This window comes from Pantoea sp. UBA4549, assembly GCF_002387285.1.
Classification (GTDB): Bacteria; Pseudomonadota; Gammaproteobacteria; order Enterobacterales; family Enterobacteriaceae; genus Pantoea; species Pantoea borealis.
The window spans coordinates 88,171-108,395 of the sequence record NZ_DGLH01000005.1; the positions used below are offsets into that span (position 1 = coordinate 88,171).

At 56.7% G+C, this 20,225-nt stretch carries 15 protein-coding genes; 9 read left to right on the forward strand and 6 right to left on the reverse strand.

The window, feature by feature from the left end:
• Positions 1–43: 43 nt before the first annotated feature.
• The 4 genes from B3041_RS01650 to B3041_RS01665 all read right to left on the reverse strand — a co-directional run bounded on the left by B3041_RS01650 (position 44) and on the right by B3041_RS01665 (position 8,712).
• A complete protein-coding gene (locus tag B3041_RS01650) occupies positions 44–6,103 on the reverse strand; it encodes an autotransporter outer membrane beta-barrel domain-containing protein (protein ID WP_292968695.1) in 6,060 nt (2,019 codons plus the stop codon).
• A gap of 548 nt (positions 6,104–6,651) precedes the next feature.
• Positions 6,652–7,452 carry a MetQ/NlpA family ABC transporter substrate-binding protein gene (locus tag B3041_RS01655; protein WP_292968697.1) on the reverse strand — a complete coding sequence of 267 codons (801 nt, stop codon included), beginning with the start codon at positions 7,450–7,452 and terminating at the stop codon, positions 6,652–6,654.
• 107 nt (positions 7,453–7,559) lie between these two features.
• Positions 7,560–8,345: an MBL fold metallo-hydrolase gene (locus tag B3041_RS01660; protein WP_065647399.1), complete on the reverse strand. Its 786-nt coding sequence runs from the start codon at positions 8,343–8,345 to the stop codon at positions 7,560–7,562.
• A 34-nt stretch (positions 8,346–8,379) separates the two neighbouring features.
• Positions 8,380–8,712, reverse strand: a complete 333-nt coding sequence (locus B3041_RS01665) for a gamma-glutamylcyclotransferase family protein (protein WP_292968698.1) — start codon at positions 8,710–8,712, stop codon at positions 8,380–8,382.
• Positions 8,713–8,890: 178 nt separating this feature from the next.
• Here B3041_RS01665 and B3041_RS01670 point away from each other — a divergent pair, with 178 nt between their 5' ends.
• The 9 genes from B3041_RS01670 to B3041_RS01710 all read left to right on the forward strand — a co-directional run bounded on the left by B3041_RS01670 (position 8,891) and on the right by B3041_RS01710 (position 18,228).
• Complete coding sequence (locus B3041_RS01670) at positions 8,891–9,865, forward strand: XdhC family protein (RefSeq protein WP_292968699.1); 975 nt, start codon at positions 8,891–8,893, stop codon at positions 9,863–9,865.
• A 185-nt stretch (positions 9,866–10,050) separates the two neighbouring features.
• Positions 10,051–10,539 carry a (2Fe-2S)-binding protein gene (locus B3041_RS01675; RefSeq protein ID WP_071668343.1) on the forward strand — a complete coding sequence of 163 codons (489 nt, stop codon included), beginning with the start codon at positions 10,051–10,053 and terminating at the stop codon, positions 10,537–10,539.
• Positions 10,536–11,528 (forward strand): FAD binding domain-containing protein, encoded by a 993-nt coding sequence (locus tag B3041_RS01680; RefSeq protein ID WP_065647395.1) that lies wholly within the window; start codon positions 10,536–10,538, stop codon positions 11,526–11,528. The genes B3041_RS01675 and B3041_RS01680 overlap by 4 nt, the downstream gene beginning before the upstream one ends.
• A gap of 13 nt (positions 11,529–11,541) precedes the next feature.
• A complete protein-coding gene (locus tag B3041_RS01685; RefSeq protein ID WP_065647394.1) occupies positions 11,542–13,803 on the forward strand; it encodes a xanthine dehydrogenase family protein molybdopterin-binding subunit in 2,262 nt (753 codons plus the stop codon).
• Positions 13,804–13,856: 53 nt separating this feature from the next.
• Positions 13,857–14,279, forward strand: a complete 423-nt coding sequence (locus B3041_RS01690) for a thiol-disulfide oxidoreductase DCC family protein (protein WP_065647646.1) — start codon at positions 13,857–13,859, stop codon at positions 14,277–14,279.
• Positions 14,280–14,701: 422 nt separating this feature from the next.
• On the forward strand, positions 14,702–15,415 hold the full coding sequence (locus B3041_RS01695; protein WP_065647393.1) for a bacteriorhodopsin: 714 nt from the start codon (positions 14,702–14,704) through the stop codon (positions 15,413–15,415).
• On the forward strand, positions 15,412–16,224 hold the full coding sequence (locus B3041_RS01700; protein ID WP_292968710.1) for a Brp/Blh family beta-carotene 15,15'-dioxygenase: 813 nt from the start codon (positions 15,412–15,414) through the stop codon (positions 16,222–16,224). The genes B3041_RS01695 and B3041_RS01700 overlap by 4 nt, the downstream gene beginning before the upstream one ends.
• A gap of 371 nt (positions 16,225–16,595) precedes the next feature.
• Positions 16,596–17,789, forward strand: coding sequence for a formaldehyde dehydrogenase, glutathione-independent (gene fdhA, locus B3041_RS01705; protein ID WP_065647391.1), 1,194 nt, complete (start codon positions 16,596–16,598; stop codon positions 17,787–17,789).
• 133 nt (positions 17,790–17,922) lie between these two features.
• Positions 17,923–18,228: a HigA family addiction module antitoxin gene (locus B3041_RS01710; RefSeq protein ID WP_292968713.1), complete on the forward strand. Its 306-nt coding sequence runs from the start codon at positions 17,923–17,925 to the stop codon at positions 18,226–18,228.
• Between the two features lie 479 nt (positions 18,229–18,707).
• Here B3041_RS01710 and B3041_RS01715 read toward each other — a convergent pair whose 3' ends face one another.
• Both B3041_RS01715 and B3041_RS01720 read right to left on the reverse strand, forming a co-directional pair.
• Positions 18,708–19,439: a YoaK family protein gene (locus B3041_RS01715; protein WP_065647389.1), complete on the reverse strand. Its 732-nt coding sequence runs from the start codon at positions 19,437–19,439 to the stop codon at positions 18,708–18,710.
• A gap of 199 nt (positions 19,440–19,638) precedes the next feature.
• Positions 19,639–20,166, reverse strand: a complete 528-nt coding sequence (locus tag B3041_RS01720) for a phenolic acid decarboxylase (protein WP_292968716.1) — start codon at positions 20,164–20,166, stop codon at positions 19,639–19,641.
• Between the last annotated feature and the right edge of the window lie 59 nt (positions 20,167–20,225).

The window sequence follows — 20,225 nt, forward strand, 5'->3', positions numbered from 1 at the left end:
TTACACGGGACGGACTGTCCGGCGTCCCGTGTATCGGGCTGGTTCAGAACTCCCAGCGCACGCCAGCGTTGTAGCGCCATCCTTTAGCGCCGTTACCCTCGATCGCTTTACGGTAATCGGCTTCAGCATAGAGCGAAACGTCGTTGTGCAGCGTTACCGTGCCGCCTGCCCCCGCTTCCCACATCTGGCCAACATGCCCGCTGGTAAACGTGGCCCCCAGCGCCGGATTATCTGCAGCAGCGACCGAGGTAGTGGCTGCGCCGCCCCAGCCTCTGTAATAATTTGCGCGCAGATAAGGCGTATACTGGCGATGATTGTCATCACTCCAGGTGCGATTGAGACGCGCACCCAGCCGGCCAATCGTCTGGTCATAATCACCGTAGCGAACCTTGCTGCCATCCTTATCGGTGAAGTCATTCATGTTAAGCTGCATATACAGCAGCTGCGCCTGCGGTTCCAGCTGATAGCCGTCACCCAGCGTAAACGGATAGCCGCTCTCCAGTGAGGCAGTCCAGCCGCGTCCTTTCAGCTTCGCCACCTGTTTTTGCCGCGCGATATCGGTTTCACCGCGGTGCCAGTCAAATGACAGCACGCCATCCAGATAGAAGCCGTTATCACGCTGCCAGGTGCTGTAGAGCGCCAGGCTATCACTGTCAAAAGTGGTGCTGCTATAGCCATCTGCCGCTTTGGGGCGCAGACGCGTATTGCCACGCGTATATGCCACGCCGCCGCGCAGGGAGTCGCTTGCGCCATCAAGCCGCAGCACATTGCCACCCAGCTGCACCGCACTGTAATTGAGATCAAAATCATAACCATAATCACGGAAGCTGCGATCGCTCTGGTATTTCAGGTTTGAGCCGATATAGCGCAGAAACATCTCGCCGCCATTGCCGTCAGCGCGCTGCTGTCCGTGGCGCAGCTCACCCAGACGTTTATGCAGGTCATCGATAATGCCGGTGGTGTAATAGGCGAGGCCGGTGGGCGCCGATACATAAGCAGGCACCTGTGGTACCACAGCCGGACGTGCGTTATAAGCTTGCTCGCTGCCAAAAGCATCGGTAATCAGCGCAGGCTGGCAGCTGCTGCTGTTCTCGCACACAAGATAGTTTGCCAGGCGATAATCCCAGTAGTTATTCCCGCTGCCGCTGACCAGGCGTTGCGCCGGATCGCTGCTGCCCGGCGCGAAAGTATACAACCGATACTGCCACGGCCCGGCCCCGAGATAGCCGTCCGCCAGTGCAAAACTGCCGGCAGCCGCGTTACCGCCCACCTGCGCCAGCGAAATACCTTCATTGCCCTCTACGCCACCGTTGCGATCAAGATCGGTCAGCGTACCGCTGCTGGCAGCATCCGGCTGTACATTCAGCAGCGTGGTGCCGCTGGCATTGCCGGTTACGCTGATGCGATCGGTAAACTGGTTACTCAGCGCACCACCCCGGTTCAGTCGGGTGATCAGGTTCGCCTGACCCCCCGCAGACGCCAGCGATCCGTTGATCGCCAGCGTATTACCCGGTGAACCAGCGCCGTTAGTGAGATCCAGCGTGCCGCTGTTGTTAACCACCAGCGACCCTGCCGTACCGCCTGCCAGCAGCGGGTGTACATTGTTACCCGCATATAAGGTGGACGCCTTATCAATATTAATTGTGCTGCGCGCCAGCTGCAGATTATCGGTCAGCGTCCAGCGCGTATCTGCAAAGTTGATCGTGCTCCAGCCCGTGCCAAGGTTTACCCCTTTGCGGCGATCGTCGGCGCTAAAGCTGCCGCCACGCCCGTCAATCTGGCTGAATGTCAGGCTGTTACCGCTTCCGCTGCCGCTGGTGAGATGGTAAGTGGTGCTGAGACTGACGCCGCTGATGTCCGCCAGGTTGTTGTTACCATTGCCCATCGTCAGACTGCCGTTAAGCCTGCCGCCGCTCCAGCGAAACGTGTCGGACCCGCCGCCGGGATTGATATCGCCGCGCACGTCGCCTTCTGTCAGCAAGATGACGTCGTCGGCATTGCTGCCGGCAACTGCCTGAGTTTGTGGCGTGGCGGTAATAATGGTGCCGACGTTTTCAAACACCGTTTTCCCCCCGCGGAGATCCACTACCGGCGCGCGCAGGCTGGCAGAGCGGAGCGTTCCGGTATTCACAATGGTGCCGGCCGTACCGGAGATCAGCGCCGATCCGCCAGCGGGATCATCAATGTTTACGCTGGCAGCGGTGAAAATATCACCCGTGGTATTGGCACGAATACCGCTACCGCCTGCGCCGCTGACGTTAAACACGTAGCCTGGACCCAGCGTCAGATCGCCACGCGTAGTGCTGCCGTCGGCGTTAGCAATGTTAAGGCCGTTGCCGCTACCCCTGACGTTTGCCGTAACGGTGGAAGCGGGATCGAATGCCACACTGGTGCGAATGCCGCTGCCGTTGCCGACGTTAAGCGTCAGGTTGCTGAGGCTGACATTGCTGAGTTCTGCACGGTTCTCAATGCCGTTGCCGCTGCCGGAAACGCTGATGCTGGCATCTGCGGCACTGAGTGCCGCGGCGCCCTGGTCAAGTAAAATCCCGTGTGCGGTTCCGCGCGCGGTAATCGCTGTAGTGCGACCGTTCAGCGCCAGCCGGGCGCCCTCGCTGATACGTACGCCAGCCACGCCGTTTTCAACATTGATGACGCCGCCCTGCGCCAGCGTGCTGCCGCGGCCGGAAACATCCAGACCGGTGCCGCTGGTCACTGTTACCACACCGTTATTGGTTAACGTACTGCCGGCACGGGAGCGGATGCCGATGCTGTTATTTCCGGTCAGACTAAGCGCACCGTTGTTGATCAGGGTCGCGCCGTTGGTAATGTCGACGCCGGTAGCGCCGCTGCCGGCCCCACGGATGCTGGCGTTGCTGGTTACCCGGGTCGCGGCAGCGCTGCCATCCAGCGCATTACTGAGGTCGCTGCGCAGCGTGTTCACCAGGATGCCGACGGCATTATTACCGCTCAGATTAAGCGTGCTGCTGCTGTCCAGCGTGGCTGCCGCACCCCCTTCAACGCGAACCGCCGTGCTGCCCGTGCCGCTGGCGGTAAAACTGGCGTTAGTGCTGTTCAGGCTGCTGCCATTACCGGAAACAATGACGCCGGTGGCGTTTGCCGCACTGGCGGTGAGCGTACTGGCGGCGCTGAAACCGAGCGCAGCACCGTCGTCAATGCGGTAGCCGGTGGAGCCCGCAGTCGTGATGTTCAGCGTACGACTTGCCGAACTGATACGGGAGCCGCTGCCCGCTGCGCGGTAAGCGATCTGATTGCTGTTATTGAAAACCGGCGTTGATCCCGCAGCGATATTAACCTGCGCACCGCTGAGCGCTTCGGCACCCATTGCACCAATACCATTAAGAGTAAGCGTGCCGGCGTCAAGATTTGCGACAGCCTGTGCGCCACCGGCCGTTACGCCGCGCGTACGGTTACGGATGCTGCCGCCATTTACCTCAATGTTACCGCTGTTGCTGACGGTGGTGGCAAAGGGGCTGCCCACGCTGTTGACCACAATGCCGCTGCCGCCTTCGCTGATACTGATATTGCCGCTGTTGCTGCCGCTGGCACCGCTCTCCACGCGTATCCCGGTGGTGCTGGCGCCGCTGAACGTGATATTGCCACTGTTGGTGAGCCGGGCGCGATTACGCGCCAGATAGCCTGTAATAGTGTCCTGCGCTGAATCCAGCTCTGCTGCTGAAATCAGTCGGGTGCCGGCAACCGGAGCGCGGCTGCTGGCACCGGTCAGCGTATGTTTTTGTCCGTCGGCAATCGCCCCGATAGCATTGCTGCCGGTGAGATTGATGGTGGTGGCGGCATCGATATTGCCCAGTGCACCGCCTTCGATGTTTACGCCAGCCGCACCGCTACCGCTGACGTTCAGCGTGGCATTGCGGGTGTTAACCGTGGTGCCATCAGCGCCGGTGCCGTTGATCGCCACGCTTCCCGCGCCGGAAGCAGTGAGCGTGGTATCTGAACCATCAAAACCGGCGCCCTGTTCAATACGAAACAGGGTGGAATTACGGGTGGTGACGTCAAAAGCATTATTATCCGCTACGTTGATCAGCGCATTCGGACCATAAGCAAAGAAGCCGATTTGCTGGCTGCCGGTGCTGAATACCGGGATCGCATCCTGCGTAACATTAATGGTGGCATTACCGCGTGCGTGTACGCCTATCGCCCCGTTGCCTGTCAGATTGATGCGACCATCCACGCTGGCCAGTGCTGTGCCGCTACCCTGTCCCTCTGCCCATACGCCAAAATTGCGTGTGCCGCTGGCGGGATCGGCACCGCCCGCCACATTGATTGTGCCGGTAGAGCTTGCCGCCGCCGTACTGCCATTGCCAGCCAGTACTTTAAGGCCGGTGCCGTTAACCCCGTTGAGATTGATGGTGCCACGATTCTCCAGCGTGCCGCTGCTGTTGCTGACCAGCATGCCGGTGTTTTCGCGCGGCACGCGCGCCGCGCTGCCGTTAATATCAATAGTGCCGCTGTTGATGAGCGTGGCGTTGTTCGCGCCGCTGACTGACATGCCGGCCGCATTCTGCACGCGGGAACCGAGCACGATGCGGCCTTCACTGATCGCGCTGCCGTTCGCCAGCAGGGCAATACCGCTGGTCAGACCGCTCTGATTCATCGCGGTTTCCGCTACGTTATCGCTCAGGCTGTTTTGCGGGCCGCGTCCGATGTAAAGGGTGCCCGCACTGGTGTTGGTAAAGCGGCTGCTATCGGCTGTGAGCAGAACGCCAGAGGTGGTGCCGCGTGCGGCGGAACCATTAACGCCAACGTTAATATTCCCGCTGTTACTCGCCTGCGCGCTGGCATCCAGCCGGATACCTGCCACGCCACTGGTCAGATTGCTGCCGGTGGTGCCGAGGTTCAGCACGCCATTATTGATAAAGTTGCCGTTGTTTTGCACCGTGACCGCCGTCGCGTTGCTGCTGGCCGCGCCCACGCCGGTGCCGTCGATCCGGTTAAGAAAGCCGCCGTTGATGACTCCGCTGCTGCTGTTAGTCGCGCGGGCATCGTCCAGCGCGAGCGCCGTACCCCGGCTGGCCAGTTTGCCATCCACGGTGGCGCTGGCACCGGACGCAACCCGCACGGCACCGCCGTTCGCGCCGGTCGCCTCCAGCGTTTTGTCTGCGGCAATAGTAATCTGTGAGCCAATACCCTCAGCGTTGATCACGACACGGTTACCCAGGGGCTGCGTGACCTCATCCGGCGGCGTGGCGCTGACGCTGTAAACTATTTCCTCATCGGTGAGGGTAACGGCTTTGTTAAATTCGCTAAGGTAACGGGCGGTGGCGAGGTTGCCACTCTGCAGCTGACTCACCAGCCAGGTGTTGTAGCGCTGCAGCTGGCTGGCATTGGTTACGCTAAAAGAGGTGGTTTTGCCATCCAGCGTTTGTACGCTGAAGCTGCCAGTGTAAGTGGCGAGGTTTTGCACGCTCAGACTGTCAGTTGCGCCACCACCGCCGACCTCTGCCGCTGAACCGGTGAATGCGACACGGTTGTTGCTGTTCCAGTTAATGACCCCGCCATTACTCGCCTGAAACAGCGTGGTGCTTTTTGCCGCCATGGTCCAGGCATTGGTACTGGCACTGCTGCTGGCAGTGAGTTGCCCGATGCTGACATCCAGCACGCTGCCGCTGCCGGTCACATCCGCTACGCGCGCGTTGATATATTGATTGTTATTTACGTTTTGCAGATCCGGCACCACGGTACTGCTGCTAACGGGCGTCTGTGCTACAAGGCTGGCTGAATCAAACACCTGAAAGGTCGTATTGCCGCCGGTGGTGAGATCCGGCACGGTAATGGCAACGTTTTGCGGGCCGGTATCCAGTCTCGCCCGATCGATAAACGCTGCACCGGAGACAATGTTTACCTGCCCGAGCGTGGTATTTGTTGCGCCATCAGTGCCTGCTTCAAACGCCTGATTACCGGTCAGGGTCTGACTGCCGCTGTTAACAATCAGCGCGCCGGTTTGTTGATCGTTGTTGCGGGGATTATAAGGAGTGAGCGTAACGGCCTGGCTGGCAAGTGGAACAGAGAGCGCGGTCTGTACAGCCACGATCCCTAACGCAATGGGATTCAGGGTGAATCGCATACATCCTCCGGTAAAAGTGTACCCGGCGACACAACGCGATCACCGTGTTAAGTGGATGAGAACTCACAGTCTGGGATTTTTTTAAATATAAAATAAGGGTGCGTGGTTGTGACAAGAGAAGTCAGGAATGGCCACACTTAAGTCAAACTTAGCGGGTTTTACAGCAATTGTGAATCGGATAGCGAAAGTTACAATCGTAGATATTTAGCCAAATAAAAAAACAGAGAGGTTGATGATTAAGCGCGATAACCCTGCTGTTTATGTTGTTAACCGGCCAGCACGCTGTTTCAGCTGCAGTTTAATTTCTGCACTCAATTAAAGCCTGGAACGGTTGTAAGTCATTGGTATCAATTTATGCGGCAGAGATGATTGCGGATAAATGTGAAATGATGCACAACGCCGGTAATACATTTTTATGCTTAAATCCGGAAAATCTGCAGCGGTAACCCGAACAGGTTGCCGCTGCAGACATAACGGATGGACCGGGTAATTGCGCATGCCTCTGCACCTCCGGCACACCCGGTCACTGTCCGGAGCGTGCAGGACGCTTACCAGCCTTTGATAATATCGCCTTTGTAGATCTCGTTGGCTTTGTCCAGCACCGGCTGCGAGCGGAATGCCTCTTTCAGCTTTTGCACGTTCGCACTCTCTTTATTATCTTCACGCGCCACGATGGCATTCACGTAGGGTGATGCTTTACCTTCCATAAACATACCGTCGCGTGAGGCGGAGAGGTTCACCAGCGCCGCAAAGTTGTTATTGATGATGGAAAGATAAACCTGCGGATCGTCCAGCGTACGCGCCAGCTGCGGCGTATCCACTTCAACAAACTTCAGCTTTTTCGGATTGGCGGTGATATCCAGCGTGGTGGGCAGCAGACCCGCTTCAGGTTTAACCGTGATCAGCCCCTGCGCCTGCAGCAGCAGCAGGCTGCGACCCAGCGTGGTGGCTTCATTTGACAGGGTGATCGTCGCGCCATCCGGCAGTTCATTCAAACTTTTGATTTTGCGGGAATAGCCGGCAATCGGAAACACAAAGGTATTGGTGATGACGGCAAATTTATACCCGCGCTCTTTTGACTGCATCTCAAGGTAGGGCAGGCTCTGGAAGGCATTTGCATCCACATCTTTATTGTAAAGAGCTTCGTTGGGCTGCACGTAATCGTTAAACGCAATCACCTCAACGTCCAGCTTATATTTGTCATGCGCGACCTGCTTCACTGTCTGCCAGAGCTGTTCGTCCGGCCCACTGTTAATCGCAACTTTGATTTTTTCGTCGTTGTTGTTATCGCAGGCGCTTAGCAGCGTCACAGAAGCGGCCAGCAGCACGGTCAGTAAACGTTTTTTCATGTTTGCAGCATCCTTATTCTTGTCAGCCCCGGACTATAATATACGTCCAGACGTCTGTACATCCATATTGGGCAGGGCGCTTATGCTTTTACAGCATAACTTATGCTCTACTTCAGGCAGCTGAGATAGCGCTGCGCAGAGCGCGTCACAATCGCATCGGCATCCTGCAGAATTTCGCGTCCGTCAAAAGCGCCGTAGAGCTGCGTGAAACTGCGATCCCGTAACGGCTGCATCATGTTGCGCACCGCCTGTGCGGAGAGCGGCAGCATGTTGGGATAGCTCCACATAAACGAGACGGCATCCGCGCCTGGCGTTACCTGCAAAATATCGCCACTCAGCATTACCCCCGAATCACGCTGCCAGTGCAGCACCGTGCCACCGGCAAAATGGCCGCCAAGACGCAGCAGCGTGATGCCTGGCAGCAGGGCATGCTCCTCTTCCTGCCATAAACGTATCCACGGGCTGTCGCGCATAATCCACGCTTTGTCGCTGGCATGCAGCCAGATCGGTGCGCTGAATGCGGCGGCCCAGTCCTGCATAGTGGTGTAGTAGTGGGGATGAGAGATGGCTATCGCCTGCAATCCTCCCAGCGCGCGGATCAGCGTTTCCGTGGCTTCATCCAGATGGGCGATGCAGTCCCAGAGAATATTGCCGTGCGGAGTGCAAAGCAGAAAGGCGCGCTGATTGATGCCAAATGCCGGCAGACTCTGCAGTGAAAGCAGGCCGGGCAGATGCTGCTGCCACCGGTTGGTGTGCGCGGCGCGCAAATCAGTCTGCGTTATCCACCGCTGTCCGCCTGGCGGAATAAACTGGCGTTCATCTTCGCAGATGGGGCAGTGCCGGGGGGCCGGCGCGGCATAAGAGGTGCCGCAGGCAGTACAGAGCGTAATCATGGTTTCTCCTCATCAGCTGACGGGATAAGGATAGCTACTCTGTTGCAGGCTGCAGCTGATAAACCCAGGCGGTGATCTGCTCACCCCGATCGGTGGTCACAGCGACCGGCACGCGATCATAGCCCTCTTCAAATGCATCGAGCATTGGCCAGTGCACGTCGAGATGGGGCGAGAAAAACAGATAGCCCGGCACGCGCGCGCCATCCTGGCACAGCACCACGCCAGGAAAGTCAGCGGCGGCGCCCCAGCCGCGCGCATAATAGGTGCCATTAACGCTGCCGGCCAGCCACTCGCCACCTATCTGCTCCAGAATATGAGCATTATCGTGCCCGGGCTGCAGCGTGCCGTAGACAAACAGAGGTTTCATATCACTCCTGTGAGGGTTGCGTTTACGATCCCGCTATTGTGACGCAGCGAACCGGGACGGTAAATGTTAAGGGCGGGAAAATTCCGGGCCGATTAGACGAAACGCCAAATGTGACATTTACTCATAGGGAGATTCAGATCCCTGCCAGTAAAAAAGGGACATTACAACGGAGCAATTCATGTATCACCTTGATGTGCAGGTTCTCGAAACCGCGCAGCACTGGGCAGAAGCACATCCGGTATGGCTTTGTACCGTACTGAGCACTTTTGGTTCTTCACCGCGGCCACCGGGCGCCATGATGGCGATCCGCGCCGACGGGCATTTTTGCGGTTCGCTCTCCGGCGGCTGTGTGGAGGAGGATTTCCGCCAGCGAATTGCGGAAAACGCCTTCAGAGAGGCGAGTGCCGTGGTGCGCTACGGTGACGGCGGGCTGACGCCCGATCGGGCACTGCCGTGCGGCGGCGTGCTGGATATTCTGGTAGAAAAGCTGCCGCAGGGCGCGGCATCCATTCACTATCTGCGTCAGATGCACGATGCGCTGGTACGGGCCGAAGCCATCAGTAAAACGCTGCAGCTGCCGCACGCCTGCGCCGGCGTGGAGACGCTGCCCTATACGCAGCAGACCGCCGCGCAGATCGCAGGCGACCGGGTTACGCTGACGCTCTCTGCGCCGCCGCGTCTGATTATCGCCGGTCTCTCCAGCGTAGGCGTTTACTGCGCCAACTTTGCGCAGGCGCTGGGGTTTGAAACGGTGGTCTGCGAGCATCGCGATGAGGTGCTGGAGAATATGGGCGCGGACTTACAGACAGGCGTGCGGATCATACGCTGTTTTCCGGCCCGCTATCTGGAACGGGAAGGGTGCCACAATGCAACGGCAATCCTGTCCCTGACCCACGATCCGCGCATTGATGACCTGACGATGATGGAGGCCGTGCTGCTGCCGGCATTTTATCTCGGCGCGATGGGCTCGAAGCGCAACAGCAGCCGGCGGCTATCGCGTCTGGCGGAGATTGCCGGGCTGACGTCTGAGCAGCTGGCACGCATTCACGCGCCGGTCGGGCTGGATATTGGCAGCAAAACACCGGCTGAAATCGCGCTATCAATTATGGCGGACATTGTGCGCCACAAAAACGGTCTCGCAGCGCGCCGTTAATCCCGTTCCGGAAGCCATGGCCCGTTGCGCTATGGCTTTTTTACGGTAATCCCCCACAAAGTTTGTTCTTTTTTCTGACAACGCCTTCCGAAATGCCCTCAGCGTCTAGACTTAGCGGGTGCGCACTCTACTACGACATCTTAAACGCGCATCCCGATCGATTCTTTCACTATTGGAAATGAGCTATGTCAGAAAACATACAACTGCATCTCGAGGTCAATGGGCAGCCCATTGAACTCAGCGTAGACCCGCGCGTGACGCTGCTGGACGCGCTGCGTGAACACCTGACGCTGACCGGTACAAAAAAGGGCTGTGACCAGGGCCAGTGTGGCGCCTGCACCGTTCATATTAATGGCAAGCGGGTTCTGAGCTGCCTGACGCTGGCCGTTCAGGCTAATGGACAGCAGGTCACTACTATTGAGGGGCTGGCGCGTCCTGATGGCACGCTTCATCCGGTTCAGGCGCGTTTTCTGGAACATGATGCTTTCCAGTGCGGCTACTGCACGCCGGGACAGATCATGTCTGCCGCCGCCTGCATTGCGGAGGGGCATGCCGGTTCTGCCGATGAGATCCGTGAATATATGAGCGGTAATCTTTGTCGCTGCGGAGCTTACCCTAATATCGTCGACGCCATTCAGCAGGCCGCCGCCGATCTCAGTTCGGAGGCGCGATGAATCCGTTTGACTACCTTGCAGCGAGCAGCCCGGAACAGGCGCTGCAGCAGAAGAAGGATGCCAGCAGCCGGTTTCTGGCGGGTGGCACCACGCAGATAGATTTAATGAAATGCGACGTTGAGCAGCCGGCCGCGCTGGTGGATATCAGCGGCCTGCAGGAGATGCGTGAAATTGCGTTCAGCCATGACAGCCTGCGTATCGGCGCGCTGACGCGCATGAGCGAACTGGAGCATCATGCAGAGTGTCAGCGTGATGCGCCGGCGATTTATCACAGTCTGTGGCAGGCGGCGTCGCCGCAGCTGCGGAACATGGCTACGATTGGCGGCAATCTGCTGCAGCGTACCCGCTGCGTTTATTTCCGCGATCCGCATACGTTCAGCGCCTGTAACAAGCGCAATCCGGGATCGGGCTGTGCCGCGCTCGAGGGCATCAACGGCAACCACGCTATTCTGGGTACCAGTGACAGCTGTATTGCGGTTTATCCGGGCGACCTGGCTGTTGCACTGACCGCTTTTGATGCCGTGGTCATCGTGCGCAATGCTGCGCAGCGCGAGCGTCGCATTCCGATTGACCAGTTCTATCTCCTGCCCGGCGATACGCCCCATCTGGAGCACGATCTCGCCAGCGATGAAATGATCATCGCGGTGGAACTGCCGCTTACCGCCGCGCTGAAACATTCGCATTACCTGAAGGTGCGCGATCGCAGCTCGTATGAATTTGCGGCTGCCAGCGCCGCCGTCGGCATTGAGCTGGAGGGGGACCGGATCCGCGACGTGCGCATTGCCGTGGGCGGCGTGGCGACGAAGCCCTGGCGGGCACAGCAGGTGGAAGGGGCGCTGCGCGGACAGCCGTTTGATGAACAAACGCTGCGGCGTGCCGCAGAGCGTATTGTGCAGGATGCGAAAACCCTGCCGCAGAATCAGCATAAAAAAGTGCTGACACCGCGCGTGATTGCACGTGCACTACTTCAGGCTGGCGGCAAGGCGTAACCGGGGACATTTTATGGATAAGCAGGAACAGAACTATCAGGCACTCGGTGCCGGACGCGATCGGGGCGATGGCGTGGTGAAAGTCACCGGCGCCGCCCGCTATGCAGCGGAATATCAGCCTGAGAATATGCTGTATGGCGTGGTGGTGCAGTCCACTATTGCCAGCGGCCGGATGACAGATATTGACACCGCAGAAGCGGAACGGCAGCCTGGCGTTGTCGCGATTTATACCCATCTGAATCCGCTGAAGATCAACAAGCCTACCGCCATTGCTGACGGCGGCGCGGCGCAGTCCACCTATACACCGCTGCAGGATGACAAAATCATTCATAACGGCCAGAACATCGGGCTGGTGGTGGCAGAAACGTTTGAACAGGCGACCTGGGCTGCCAGCCTGGTAAAAGTGCGCTATGAGGAAGAGAAGCCGCTGGTCTGGATGGATGATCCGGCAGCGGAGCGCCAGGAGAGCGCCACTGTTGAAATGGGCAATGCGCAGCAGGCGATGGCGCAGGCAGAAGTGAAAATCAAAAGCTGCTACGCCACACCGCGTGAATACAACATGCCGATGGAACCGCATGCCTGCATCGCATCATGGCAGGATAATGCGCTCACGGTGTGGGAGCCAAGTCAGTGGGTCATGGGAGCACAGACTGAAATAGCCGAGTGGCTGGGTATCGAACAGCAGCAGGTTAGAGTAATTTCACCCTATGTTGGCGGCGGCTTTGGATCTAAACCCGTGCCCTACACCCATGTAGCGCTGGCCTGCGTTGCCTCGCGCGCGCTGACGCGTCCGGTGAAAGTGGCGCTGTCGCGTCCGCAGACCTTTACCGGACTTGGCGGTCGTCCGGCTACGCAGCAGACTATAGAGATGGGCGCTGCACAGGACGGGAAACTACTGGCCATCCTGCATGAAGGTTTAAGCGATACCTCACTCATAGACACGTTCGCCGAAGGCACCAACAAAGTCACCGGGCGTATCTATGATGTGCCGAATGTCTATTCGCGTCATTACGTTGCCGCTATCAATACCGTCACGCCGGGCTGGATGCGTGCACCCGGTGAGAACCCGAGCGCGTTCGGGCTGGAGGTGGCGATGGATGAGATGGCCTACGCGCTGGGTATCGATCCGCTGGAGCTGCGCCTGCGCAACTATGCAGAACAGGATCCGCAGGAAAACCTGCCGTGGAGTACGCGTCGTCTGAAAGAGGCTTACAGCGCAGCGGCTGAAGCGTTTGGCTGGAAAGATCGCACTATGGCACCGCGCTCAATGCGCGAAGGCCGTGAGCTGATTGGCTGGGGCATGGCAACGGCAACCTATCCGGTAAACAAAGCCCCGGCTGAGGCGCGCCTGATCCTCAACAGTCAGGGTGAGCTGGTGGTGCAGAGTGCAGGTGCTGATATCGGCACCGGAACCTACACCATTCTGGCGCAGACAGCGGCAGAAGTGCTCTGTCTTGACTCTACCCGCATTAAAGTTGAACTGGGTGATACCCGGCTGCCGCGTGCCGGCGTGGCGGGCGGTTCGCAGCTGGCCGGCAACCTGACCGGTGCCGTGCATAAGACGGCGGTGGCGCTGCGTGACCGGCTCTACGCGCTGGCAGGCGCTTCTTCAGATGCGCCGTTCCCGCAGACCGACGCTGAACAGCTGACGCTCTGCGCGGGAGGCGTGTGCCTGAAAGGTCAGCCGGAGCGTGCGGTGTCGCTGGGCGATCTGGTGCGGCTGAGCGGTGAAGAGACGCTGGCGGTAACGGACGGCACCTTTAAGCCGGGTGAAAGCGCAGAAGAGCGGGACAAAGCGGTGCACTCGATGTCGCGGATGACCACACCGGAAGAGTTTTCTTCACACAGCTGGGGCGCGCAGTTTGTTGAAGTGCGCGTGGATGAAGATTTCGGTACGGTGCGCGTCAGGCGTATGGTGTCCGCCTTTGACAGCGGGCGGCTTTATAATCCGAAACTAGCGCGCAGCCAGTGGATTGGCGGAATGGTGATGGGGCTCGGTCAGGCGCTGCTGGAGGGCGGGGCGGTTGATCCGCGTAACGCCCGCATCGTGAACAATAATCTCGCCGATTATCTGATTGCGGTTAACGCTGACGTACCGGAGATTATCACTATCGACGTGGGCGAGCCGGATCACCACGCCACGCTGATGGGCGGAAAAGCCGTGGGCGAGCTGGGTATTGTGGGTATGGCTGCGGCTATCAGTAATGCTGTTTATCACGCAACCGGCAAGCGCATTCGCGATCTGCCGCTTTCCCTGGAGAAGTTGCTCGATTAATGCAGGCTGGCGGCGTCAGGAAGACGCCGCCGCTTCACTCTCTGAGCGTGATCATGACAATCCCTTATCTCAGGCCTGGTGAACAGGCAGTACTTTACGACGGCATGTGTAAACTCTGTAACGGCTGGGTGGCATTCCTGCTGCGGCATCAACTGGACCGGCGGGTACGCTTTGCCACCGTGCAAAGTGAGGAGGGTAAAACGTTACTGCGCCATGTCAGGATGCCGGTTGACGATATCCGGACGATCGTACTGATCGGTGAAAGCGGGCACTGGCTGCGTGCTCAGGCAATCTGTCGCGTGATGAAAAGCCTTCACAGCCGCTGGCGTATCTTTGCGCTGCTGCGTTATTTTCCTGACCCGGTAAGTAACGCGATATATAATCTTATTGCCCGAAACCGCTATCGTCTCTTTGGCCGTTACGACGACGTTAAGCACCTCTCTCCCGACTTCCCCGAAAGGTTTATTGCGCGCTAAAGCAGCGTTATTGCTTTGATAGCAGAAAATGAAAATCAGAGATGCAGGTAAATAAATTTCCTGCATCAATCCCTTTTGTGCACTACATCAGGCTGGTGCAGTATCCGCTATTTATCTTATTGATTTTAAGGTTAATTAATTAACTTTCTGTTTCATTAAAACGGGAATGGCTATTTTGTATACTCTTCTTTACATAAAAAATTACATTTTATGCCTGATTAAAAACAAATAATGCCCCGCTGAGGACGATACTTTTTGCCAGTTCTTTCTCCTGAAGACCATTATGGTTTTGAATAATGGCACAATACAAATAGCGCCATATACTTTAAGCGTATTCTCTCCCGGAATATAACATTACCTTTTAATTTTCTATGGCAGCGCAGCGGGCGTGATAATGACGCCGCTGTACAGGAGCAATCAACATGGACCAGACTGCATTTCTCATTGGATTTTCAGTGATGGCGCTTGCATCACTGGCGATTTATGCCACCGGCAGTAAAACGTTTCCCTCCCGTCACCACACCCTGATGCATGCATCAGTGCCTTTTATTGCCGCTACGGCGTATCTGGCAATGGCGTTTGGCTATGGCAACCTCACCCTGGACAGCGGCACGACGGTCTATATGGCGCGTTATGCTGACTGGTCTGTGACCACGCCGATTCTGCTGGCGGGGCTGGTTATGCTGGCCTTTCATGAGCATGGCAAGCCAGGCGAGATGGGCGGCTTTCTGACCGCTATTATCGTGCTGGATGTGATGATGATTGTGACCGGTCTTGTCTCCTCGCTGGCGGAAACCGCAGCAGGAAAATGGGTCTGGTATCTCTGGTCCTGCGCCGCATTCCTCGGCGTGATCTATCTGCTGTGGGGACCGCTGCGTACGATGGCGGCGGAGCGGGGCAGCGCACTGGCAGGCGCCTACAACAAAAACGTGGCGCTGCTGACGGTGGTCTGGTTTATCTATCCGGTGGTATTTCTGATCGGGCCGGAAGGGCTGAAGATCATTTCTGATCCTGCTTCAATCTGGGCATTTCTGATCCTCGATATTATCGCCAAAGTTTTCTACGCCTTTTACGCGGCGGCGAATCTGGAAAAAGCGTTGCGCTATGCAAAACGCGATGGTGCCGTGCGGGTATGATCCTGCGGCAGCATACCGGCTGGCTGACACTCTGGGGGGCAGCTCTGGCTGCCTCTTTCAGCCCGCTGCCGGTTCAGCTGCTGTTTGCCGTCGTGGCCATTGGCATTATCGGCATGGCGCACGGTGCAAGCGATCTTGAGATTGTCAGGCGCGAACAGCAGTGCGCTTTTCTGGCAGGTTACGGCGTAGTGATTGTGCTGTGCCTGTTCTGGTGGCACTGGCGTCCGGCAATCGCGCTGCCGGGCTTTCTGCTGGCCTCTGCCATCCATTTTGCGCTGGAAGATGCGCCGCACGGCTCTCTGGCTGAACGGCTGGCGCGCGGCATCAGTCTGATTGCAACGCCTGCCGCGCTGCATCTGACAGCGTACAGAACGATTTTACATCAGGCCGGGCTGGCATCTGCCATGCCGGATAGCGTGACCGCGGGTCTGGCTATAGCGGGCGGCCTGACCGCCGCAGCGCTGTTGCTGACAGGCATTCTGCGGCGCGACAGGCGTCTGCTGGCCGGAACGCTGGCATTGCTGCTTCTGCCGCCTTTTGTTGGCTTTTCCGTGGGCTTTTTGATCCTGCATGCGCTACCGCAGACCCGCGAACGGCGCGATTTGCTGGGGTTCAGACATTACGCTGACTACCTGCGCGCCGTCTGGCCGGTGCTGACGGCGGCTATTTTGCTGGCGGTACTGATCATGTTTATGATGCATCCCACCGATACCGTCGGCGTGCGTTCACTGTTTGCCGCGCTGGCCGCGCTCGCTATCCCGCATTTACTGATCACGCCGTGGTTTGAGAAACCGCCGCGCAGTAAATAATGCGTGCCATTCATTACGCTATCCTGTATTCAAATATAAGAAAGAAAGTGGCAGGAGTGATAACGATAATTCCCTGCCAGAATAACTGTTTCAGTTAATAGCGTATCACCGTGCGACATTGTATTGCCATTTTGCGACATAACGCGGGTGTATTAAATTTAATATACGTATCTTTATGTAATTATTGGTTTTTTCTGTATGGCTGCTTGTTGCATTCATGAAGCCAGTCACAACTCTGGTACGCATAGTCCATTCCCTGTTTAATTACGCAGTATTGCGTATTAGATTTAACGCGTCATCACTCTTTATTATCTTACGGTTTCGTAAGTGTCCGGCAGTTAATACGCATATCAACATATAATGGAGATTTTATGGGCGCAAATTCCAACCGCGGTGTGGTGTATCAGGGGCCAGGTAAAGTCGAGGTACAGGATATTGCCGATCCGGTCTTTGCTAATCCGGCCGGAAAAAAGATTGGCCATGCCGTGATCCTGAAAGTGCTCTCCACCAATATCTGCGGCTCAGATCAGCATATGGTGCGCGGACGCACTACCGCGCCTGCGGGTATGGTGCTCGGCCATGAAATTACCGGTGAAATTATCGAAAAAGGCGCTGACGTTGAGATGCTTAACGTCGGTGACATTGTCTCGGTGCCGTTTAACGTCGCCTGCGGACGCTGCCGGTGCTGTCGTGAACTCGATACCGGTGTCTGCCTGACAGTGAATCCGGCGCGGGCGGGCGGCGCGTTCGGCTATGTTGATATGGGCGGCTGGGTAGGCGGTCAGGCGAAATATGTCATGGTGCCGTATGCGGACTTCAATCTGCTGAAATTCCCCGATCGCGATCAGGCGCTGGCGAAAATTCTGGATCTGACCATGCTATCAGACATTTTACCGACCGGCTTTCACGGTGCGATCAACGCGGGTGTGGGCGTCGGCTCAACCACCTATGTCGCAGGCGCCGGTCCGGTCGGCCTGGCCGCAGCGGCATCAGCACAGATCCTCGGTGCGGCGGTAGTGATGGTAGGCGACTTCAACAAAGAGCGTCTGGAACACGCCAGGAAAATGGGCTTTGTGCCGATCGACCTGAGCCAGCATGACCGGCTGGGAGAGATGGTTGCCCAGATCACCGGCACGCCGGAAGTGGATTCGGCTATTGACGCCGTCGGGTTTGAAGCGCGCGGCCATTCCGGTAAAGAGCAGCCGGCGGTGGTGCTGAATCAGATGATGGAGATCACCCGCGTTGCCGGTAATATCGGTATTCCGGGCCTGTATGTGACGGAAGATCCGGGTGCGCACGATAAATCAGCACAGGAAGGCTCGCTAAGCCTGAAGTTCGGCCTCGGCTGGTCTAAAGCGCAGTCGTTCCATACCGGCCAGACGCCGGTGGTGCGTTACAACCGACAGCTGATGAACGCCATCCTGCACGATCGTCTGCCGATTGCGAAAATCGTTAATGCCAAAGTGATCCCGCTTGAAGAAGCGGCGCAGGGATACGCTCAGTTTGACGCAGGCGTAGCCGCGAAGTATGTGCTGGATCCGCATGGCATGCTGACGGCAAAATAGTCTGGTGCAGATAAACTTATCCGGCAAGGTGTAAGGCACGCGCGAATATGCGCTGTGCCTTACACGCGTTTAAGTGCGCATAATCATGATTATGTTAAATAAGGCGCCTTCTGAATTATGAGGATTATCATTAATGATTATGCACAATCCCCCCCACGCGGGTGAAATCATTGCCGATATTATGGAAGATCTTGAGATCGGTATCAGAGAGCTGGCGCGTGCTTTAGCGGTAGCCCCCTCCACCGCTTCAAGAATAGTATCGGGAGCAACAGCGGTAACGCCAGAGATGGCGATCAAATTATCGGCCGTAATTGGCAGTACGCCTGCGATGTGGCTGCGCATTCAGGCCGCTTATGATTTAGAGCGGGCAGCCAAAACTGTTGACCTCTCGGTTCTGAATACCAGCTTCAGGCCTGACCCGCTGCAGGGTGTCAACTGAAGCCTGTGGGCAACGTGAGCAGCTGGTGTTAATTGCTCATTACACTCCGTTATCACGCGCGCCGTTTCACTGAAGGCAAGAGCTTAAGCAGAACGATATATGTGGAACACGATATCTTTTTTCAGTTGCAACCTGCCTGCGGATGAACGCTGCAGGGAAAATCATTCGCGCGCGGCGTGTGTGTCCCGATACCTTACCGATCACGTTTGAATACTCTTCCGCGTAGTGTTTAGCGAGAACAGCGCCTGTTATTGCACAATCATCTTATGCCACCATAGCTTCATATAATGGGACTTATATGAAGTTATAAAACCTGGTGCCGGAATGATTGCAGACAGCGTGAATGGTGATGTCTAAAAAAGCGGCAACGCTACGTGAATTCTGCGTGTGCTGGCAGCACTGTGTCCCTGCAGAATTCACCCAGCGTTGCTGGTTTTATCAGCAAACAGCAGCGCCGGAGCGCTGCATAATCTGCTCTGTTACCAAAAGCGCACGCCGGTAAGGTGCAGCGTGCGGGCGATACCGCCTGCTGCAATCAGTGAAAGCGCGATGCCCAGCATCGCCATCGCGTCAAAGCCAAAGCGCCGGAACAGCAGATAGCCCGCCACGCACCCGGTCAGAAAAGAGAAAATCGTGACAAGGTGGGTATAAAGAAGTTTGCGATGCAGATGACGCTCGCCCGCTTCACTGCTGCTGAACGTTGCCCGCAGAAAAGAGCCCAGCGCAATACCGGCATCGGTCAGCGTACCGGTTACATGCGTTGAGCGTACACGACCGGAAGAGAGCTGGGTTGACGTGGAGTTATGGATCCCCATCAGCAGGCCAAGCGTCACCAGAATTTCACCGTTGTTCCGTTCTGAGTACCACAGGATCTCCACGACCGATGTCAGCAGCAGAAGCAGACCTTCAGTGAACAGTACCTGACAAAAAATGGTCCTGATATTGCGCCTGAGCCCCCAGGCAACCGTCAGGCGGGCGATCATTGAGCCGGTGACAAATGCCAGGATTAACCCGGCCAGAAACAGCAGATCCTGCAGATCGGAACCTGAAACTTCAGCAGAGATTTGGGAGGTATTACCGGTCATATGGGAAGGGAAAAAGCCAAAAGCACCGAATGCCATGGCGTTAAGTATACCTGCAGTAGTCGCCAGCGTAAGCGCCAGCAGGCGATCTTCGCTGTGCGAACGTATCTTCTTTTTTCTCAGCAGCATCCTTCTCTTTCCTCGCAGCGTAAATGCAACACAATGTTAGCGTAGCGCACTATTCAGAATAGCGAAGTCTGGCGAGGATGCCTGTAACCAACTGCTTTTAATAGTTAATAATGTCAGAAAATGAAAATTTATATAGAAAACCGACATTGCCCGCGTCATGTGACGTTGTCACTTAAAGCGGTAATGTCGGTGCCTGGCGTTATTTGTTATCAAAGTAATCTGCCGGCATTTGCCCGGGTGCCATGTTAATGACGGCATCATTATCCGGCCCCTCATTTTTCATGTAAGTGACCTGCGCAAATTCCGGGATAATGATATAAGGATAAGCGGGACCTTCATCGCGAAAACGCTGCATATCTTCAATAAATTCATTCTGATAACAGATGGTTTTTTCCGGGTGCTGCCCTTCTCCGGCGATCCACTGCGGGAAAAAAATCGTACCGTGAATAAGTTGACGATCAAGGTCAAAGAGCAGGCTTACGCAGGTGCCGGTGGGTTCATGCCAGTCAACTTTATAAATGCCGGGTGCAAATTGCACCGCATGCATTTTTTGATGAGTAACCCAGCGTCCCCCTACCAGTCCCTGATGAATGCGATAGTCGCAGGTTGTTGCGTTGCGGGCATACCACTCATATTTCCAGCCGTTGTCATAGGTATAAACAAAGTGGGTTCCGATAAACGCGGAGAGATCGCCAGCCTGCTCTGTAGCGGATGCAACTGTACTCATGCTTCACCTCAGTATTGGTAAAAAAGCGTACTGATAAGGTATAGCGTGTAATGTGAGAT

Excerpts from the sequence above, each read along its gene's own strand:
- B3041_RS01710 (WP_292968713.1), top strand. The coding sequence starts at position 17,923 with ATGATTATGCACAATCCCCCCCACGCGGGTGAAATCATTGCCGATATT.
- B3041_RS01675 (WP_071668343.1), top strand. The coding sequence starts at position 10,051 with ATGTCAGAAAACATACAACTGCATCTCGAGGTCAATGGGCAGCCCATT.
- B3041_RS01690 (WP_065647646.1), top strand. The coding sequence starts at position 13,857 with ATGACAATCCCTTATCTCAGGCCTGGTGAACAGGCAGTACTTTACGAC.
- B3041_RS01660 (WP_065647399.1), bottom strand. The coding sequence starts at position 8,345 with ATGATTACGCTCTGTACTGCCTGCGGCACCTCTTATGCCGCGCCGGCC.
- B3041_RS01680 (WP_065647395.1), top strand. The coding sequence starts at position 10,536 with ATGAATCCGTTTGACTACCTTGCAGCGAGCAGCCCGGAACAGGCGCTG.
- B3041_RS01655 (WP_292968697.1), bottom strand. The coding sequence starts at position 7,452 with ATGAAAAAACGTTTACTGACCGTGCTGCTGGCCGCTTCTGTGACGCTG.
- B3041_RS01685 (WP_065647394.1), top strand. The coding sequence starts at position 11,542 with ATGGATAAGCAGGAACAGAACTATCAGGCACTCGGTGCCGGACGCGAT.
- B3041_RS01720 (WP_292968716.1), bottom strand. The coding sequence starts at position 20,166 with ATGAGTACAGTTGCATCCGCTACAGAGCAGGCTGGCGATCTCTCCGCG.
- B3041_RS01670 (WP_292968699.1), top strand. The coding sequence starts at position 8,891 with ATGTATCACCTTGATGTGCAGGTTCTCGAAACCGCGCAGCACTGGGCA.
- B3041_RS01715 (WP_065647389.1), bottom strand. The coding sequence starts at position 19,439 with ATGCTGCTGAGAAAAAAGAAGATACGTTCGCACAGCGAAGATCGCCTG.
- B3041_RS01700 (WP_292968710.1), top strand. The coding sequence starts at position 15,412 with ATGATCCTGCGGCAGCATACCGGCTGGCTGACACTCTGGGGGGCAGCT.
- fdhA (WP_065647391.1), top strand. The coding sequence starts at position 16,596 with ATGGGCGCAAATTCCAACCGCGGTGTGGTGTATCAGGGGCCAGGTAAA.
- B3041_RS01650 (WP_292968695.1), bottom strand. The coding sequence starts at position 6,103 with ATGCGATTCACCCTGAATCCCATTGCGTTAGGGATCGTGGCTGTACAG.
- B3041_RS01695 (WP_065647393.1), top strand. The coding sequence starts at position 14,702 with ATGGACCAGACTGCATTTCTCATTGGATTTTCAGTGATGGCGCTTGCA.
- B3041_RS01665 (WP_292968698.1), bottom strand. The coding sequence starts at position 8,712 with ATGAAACCTCTGTTTGTCTACGGCACGCTGCAGCCCGGGCACGATAAT.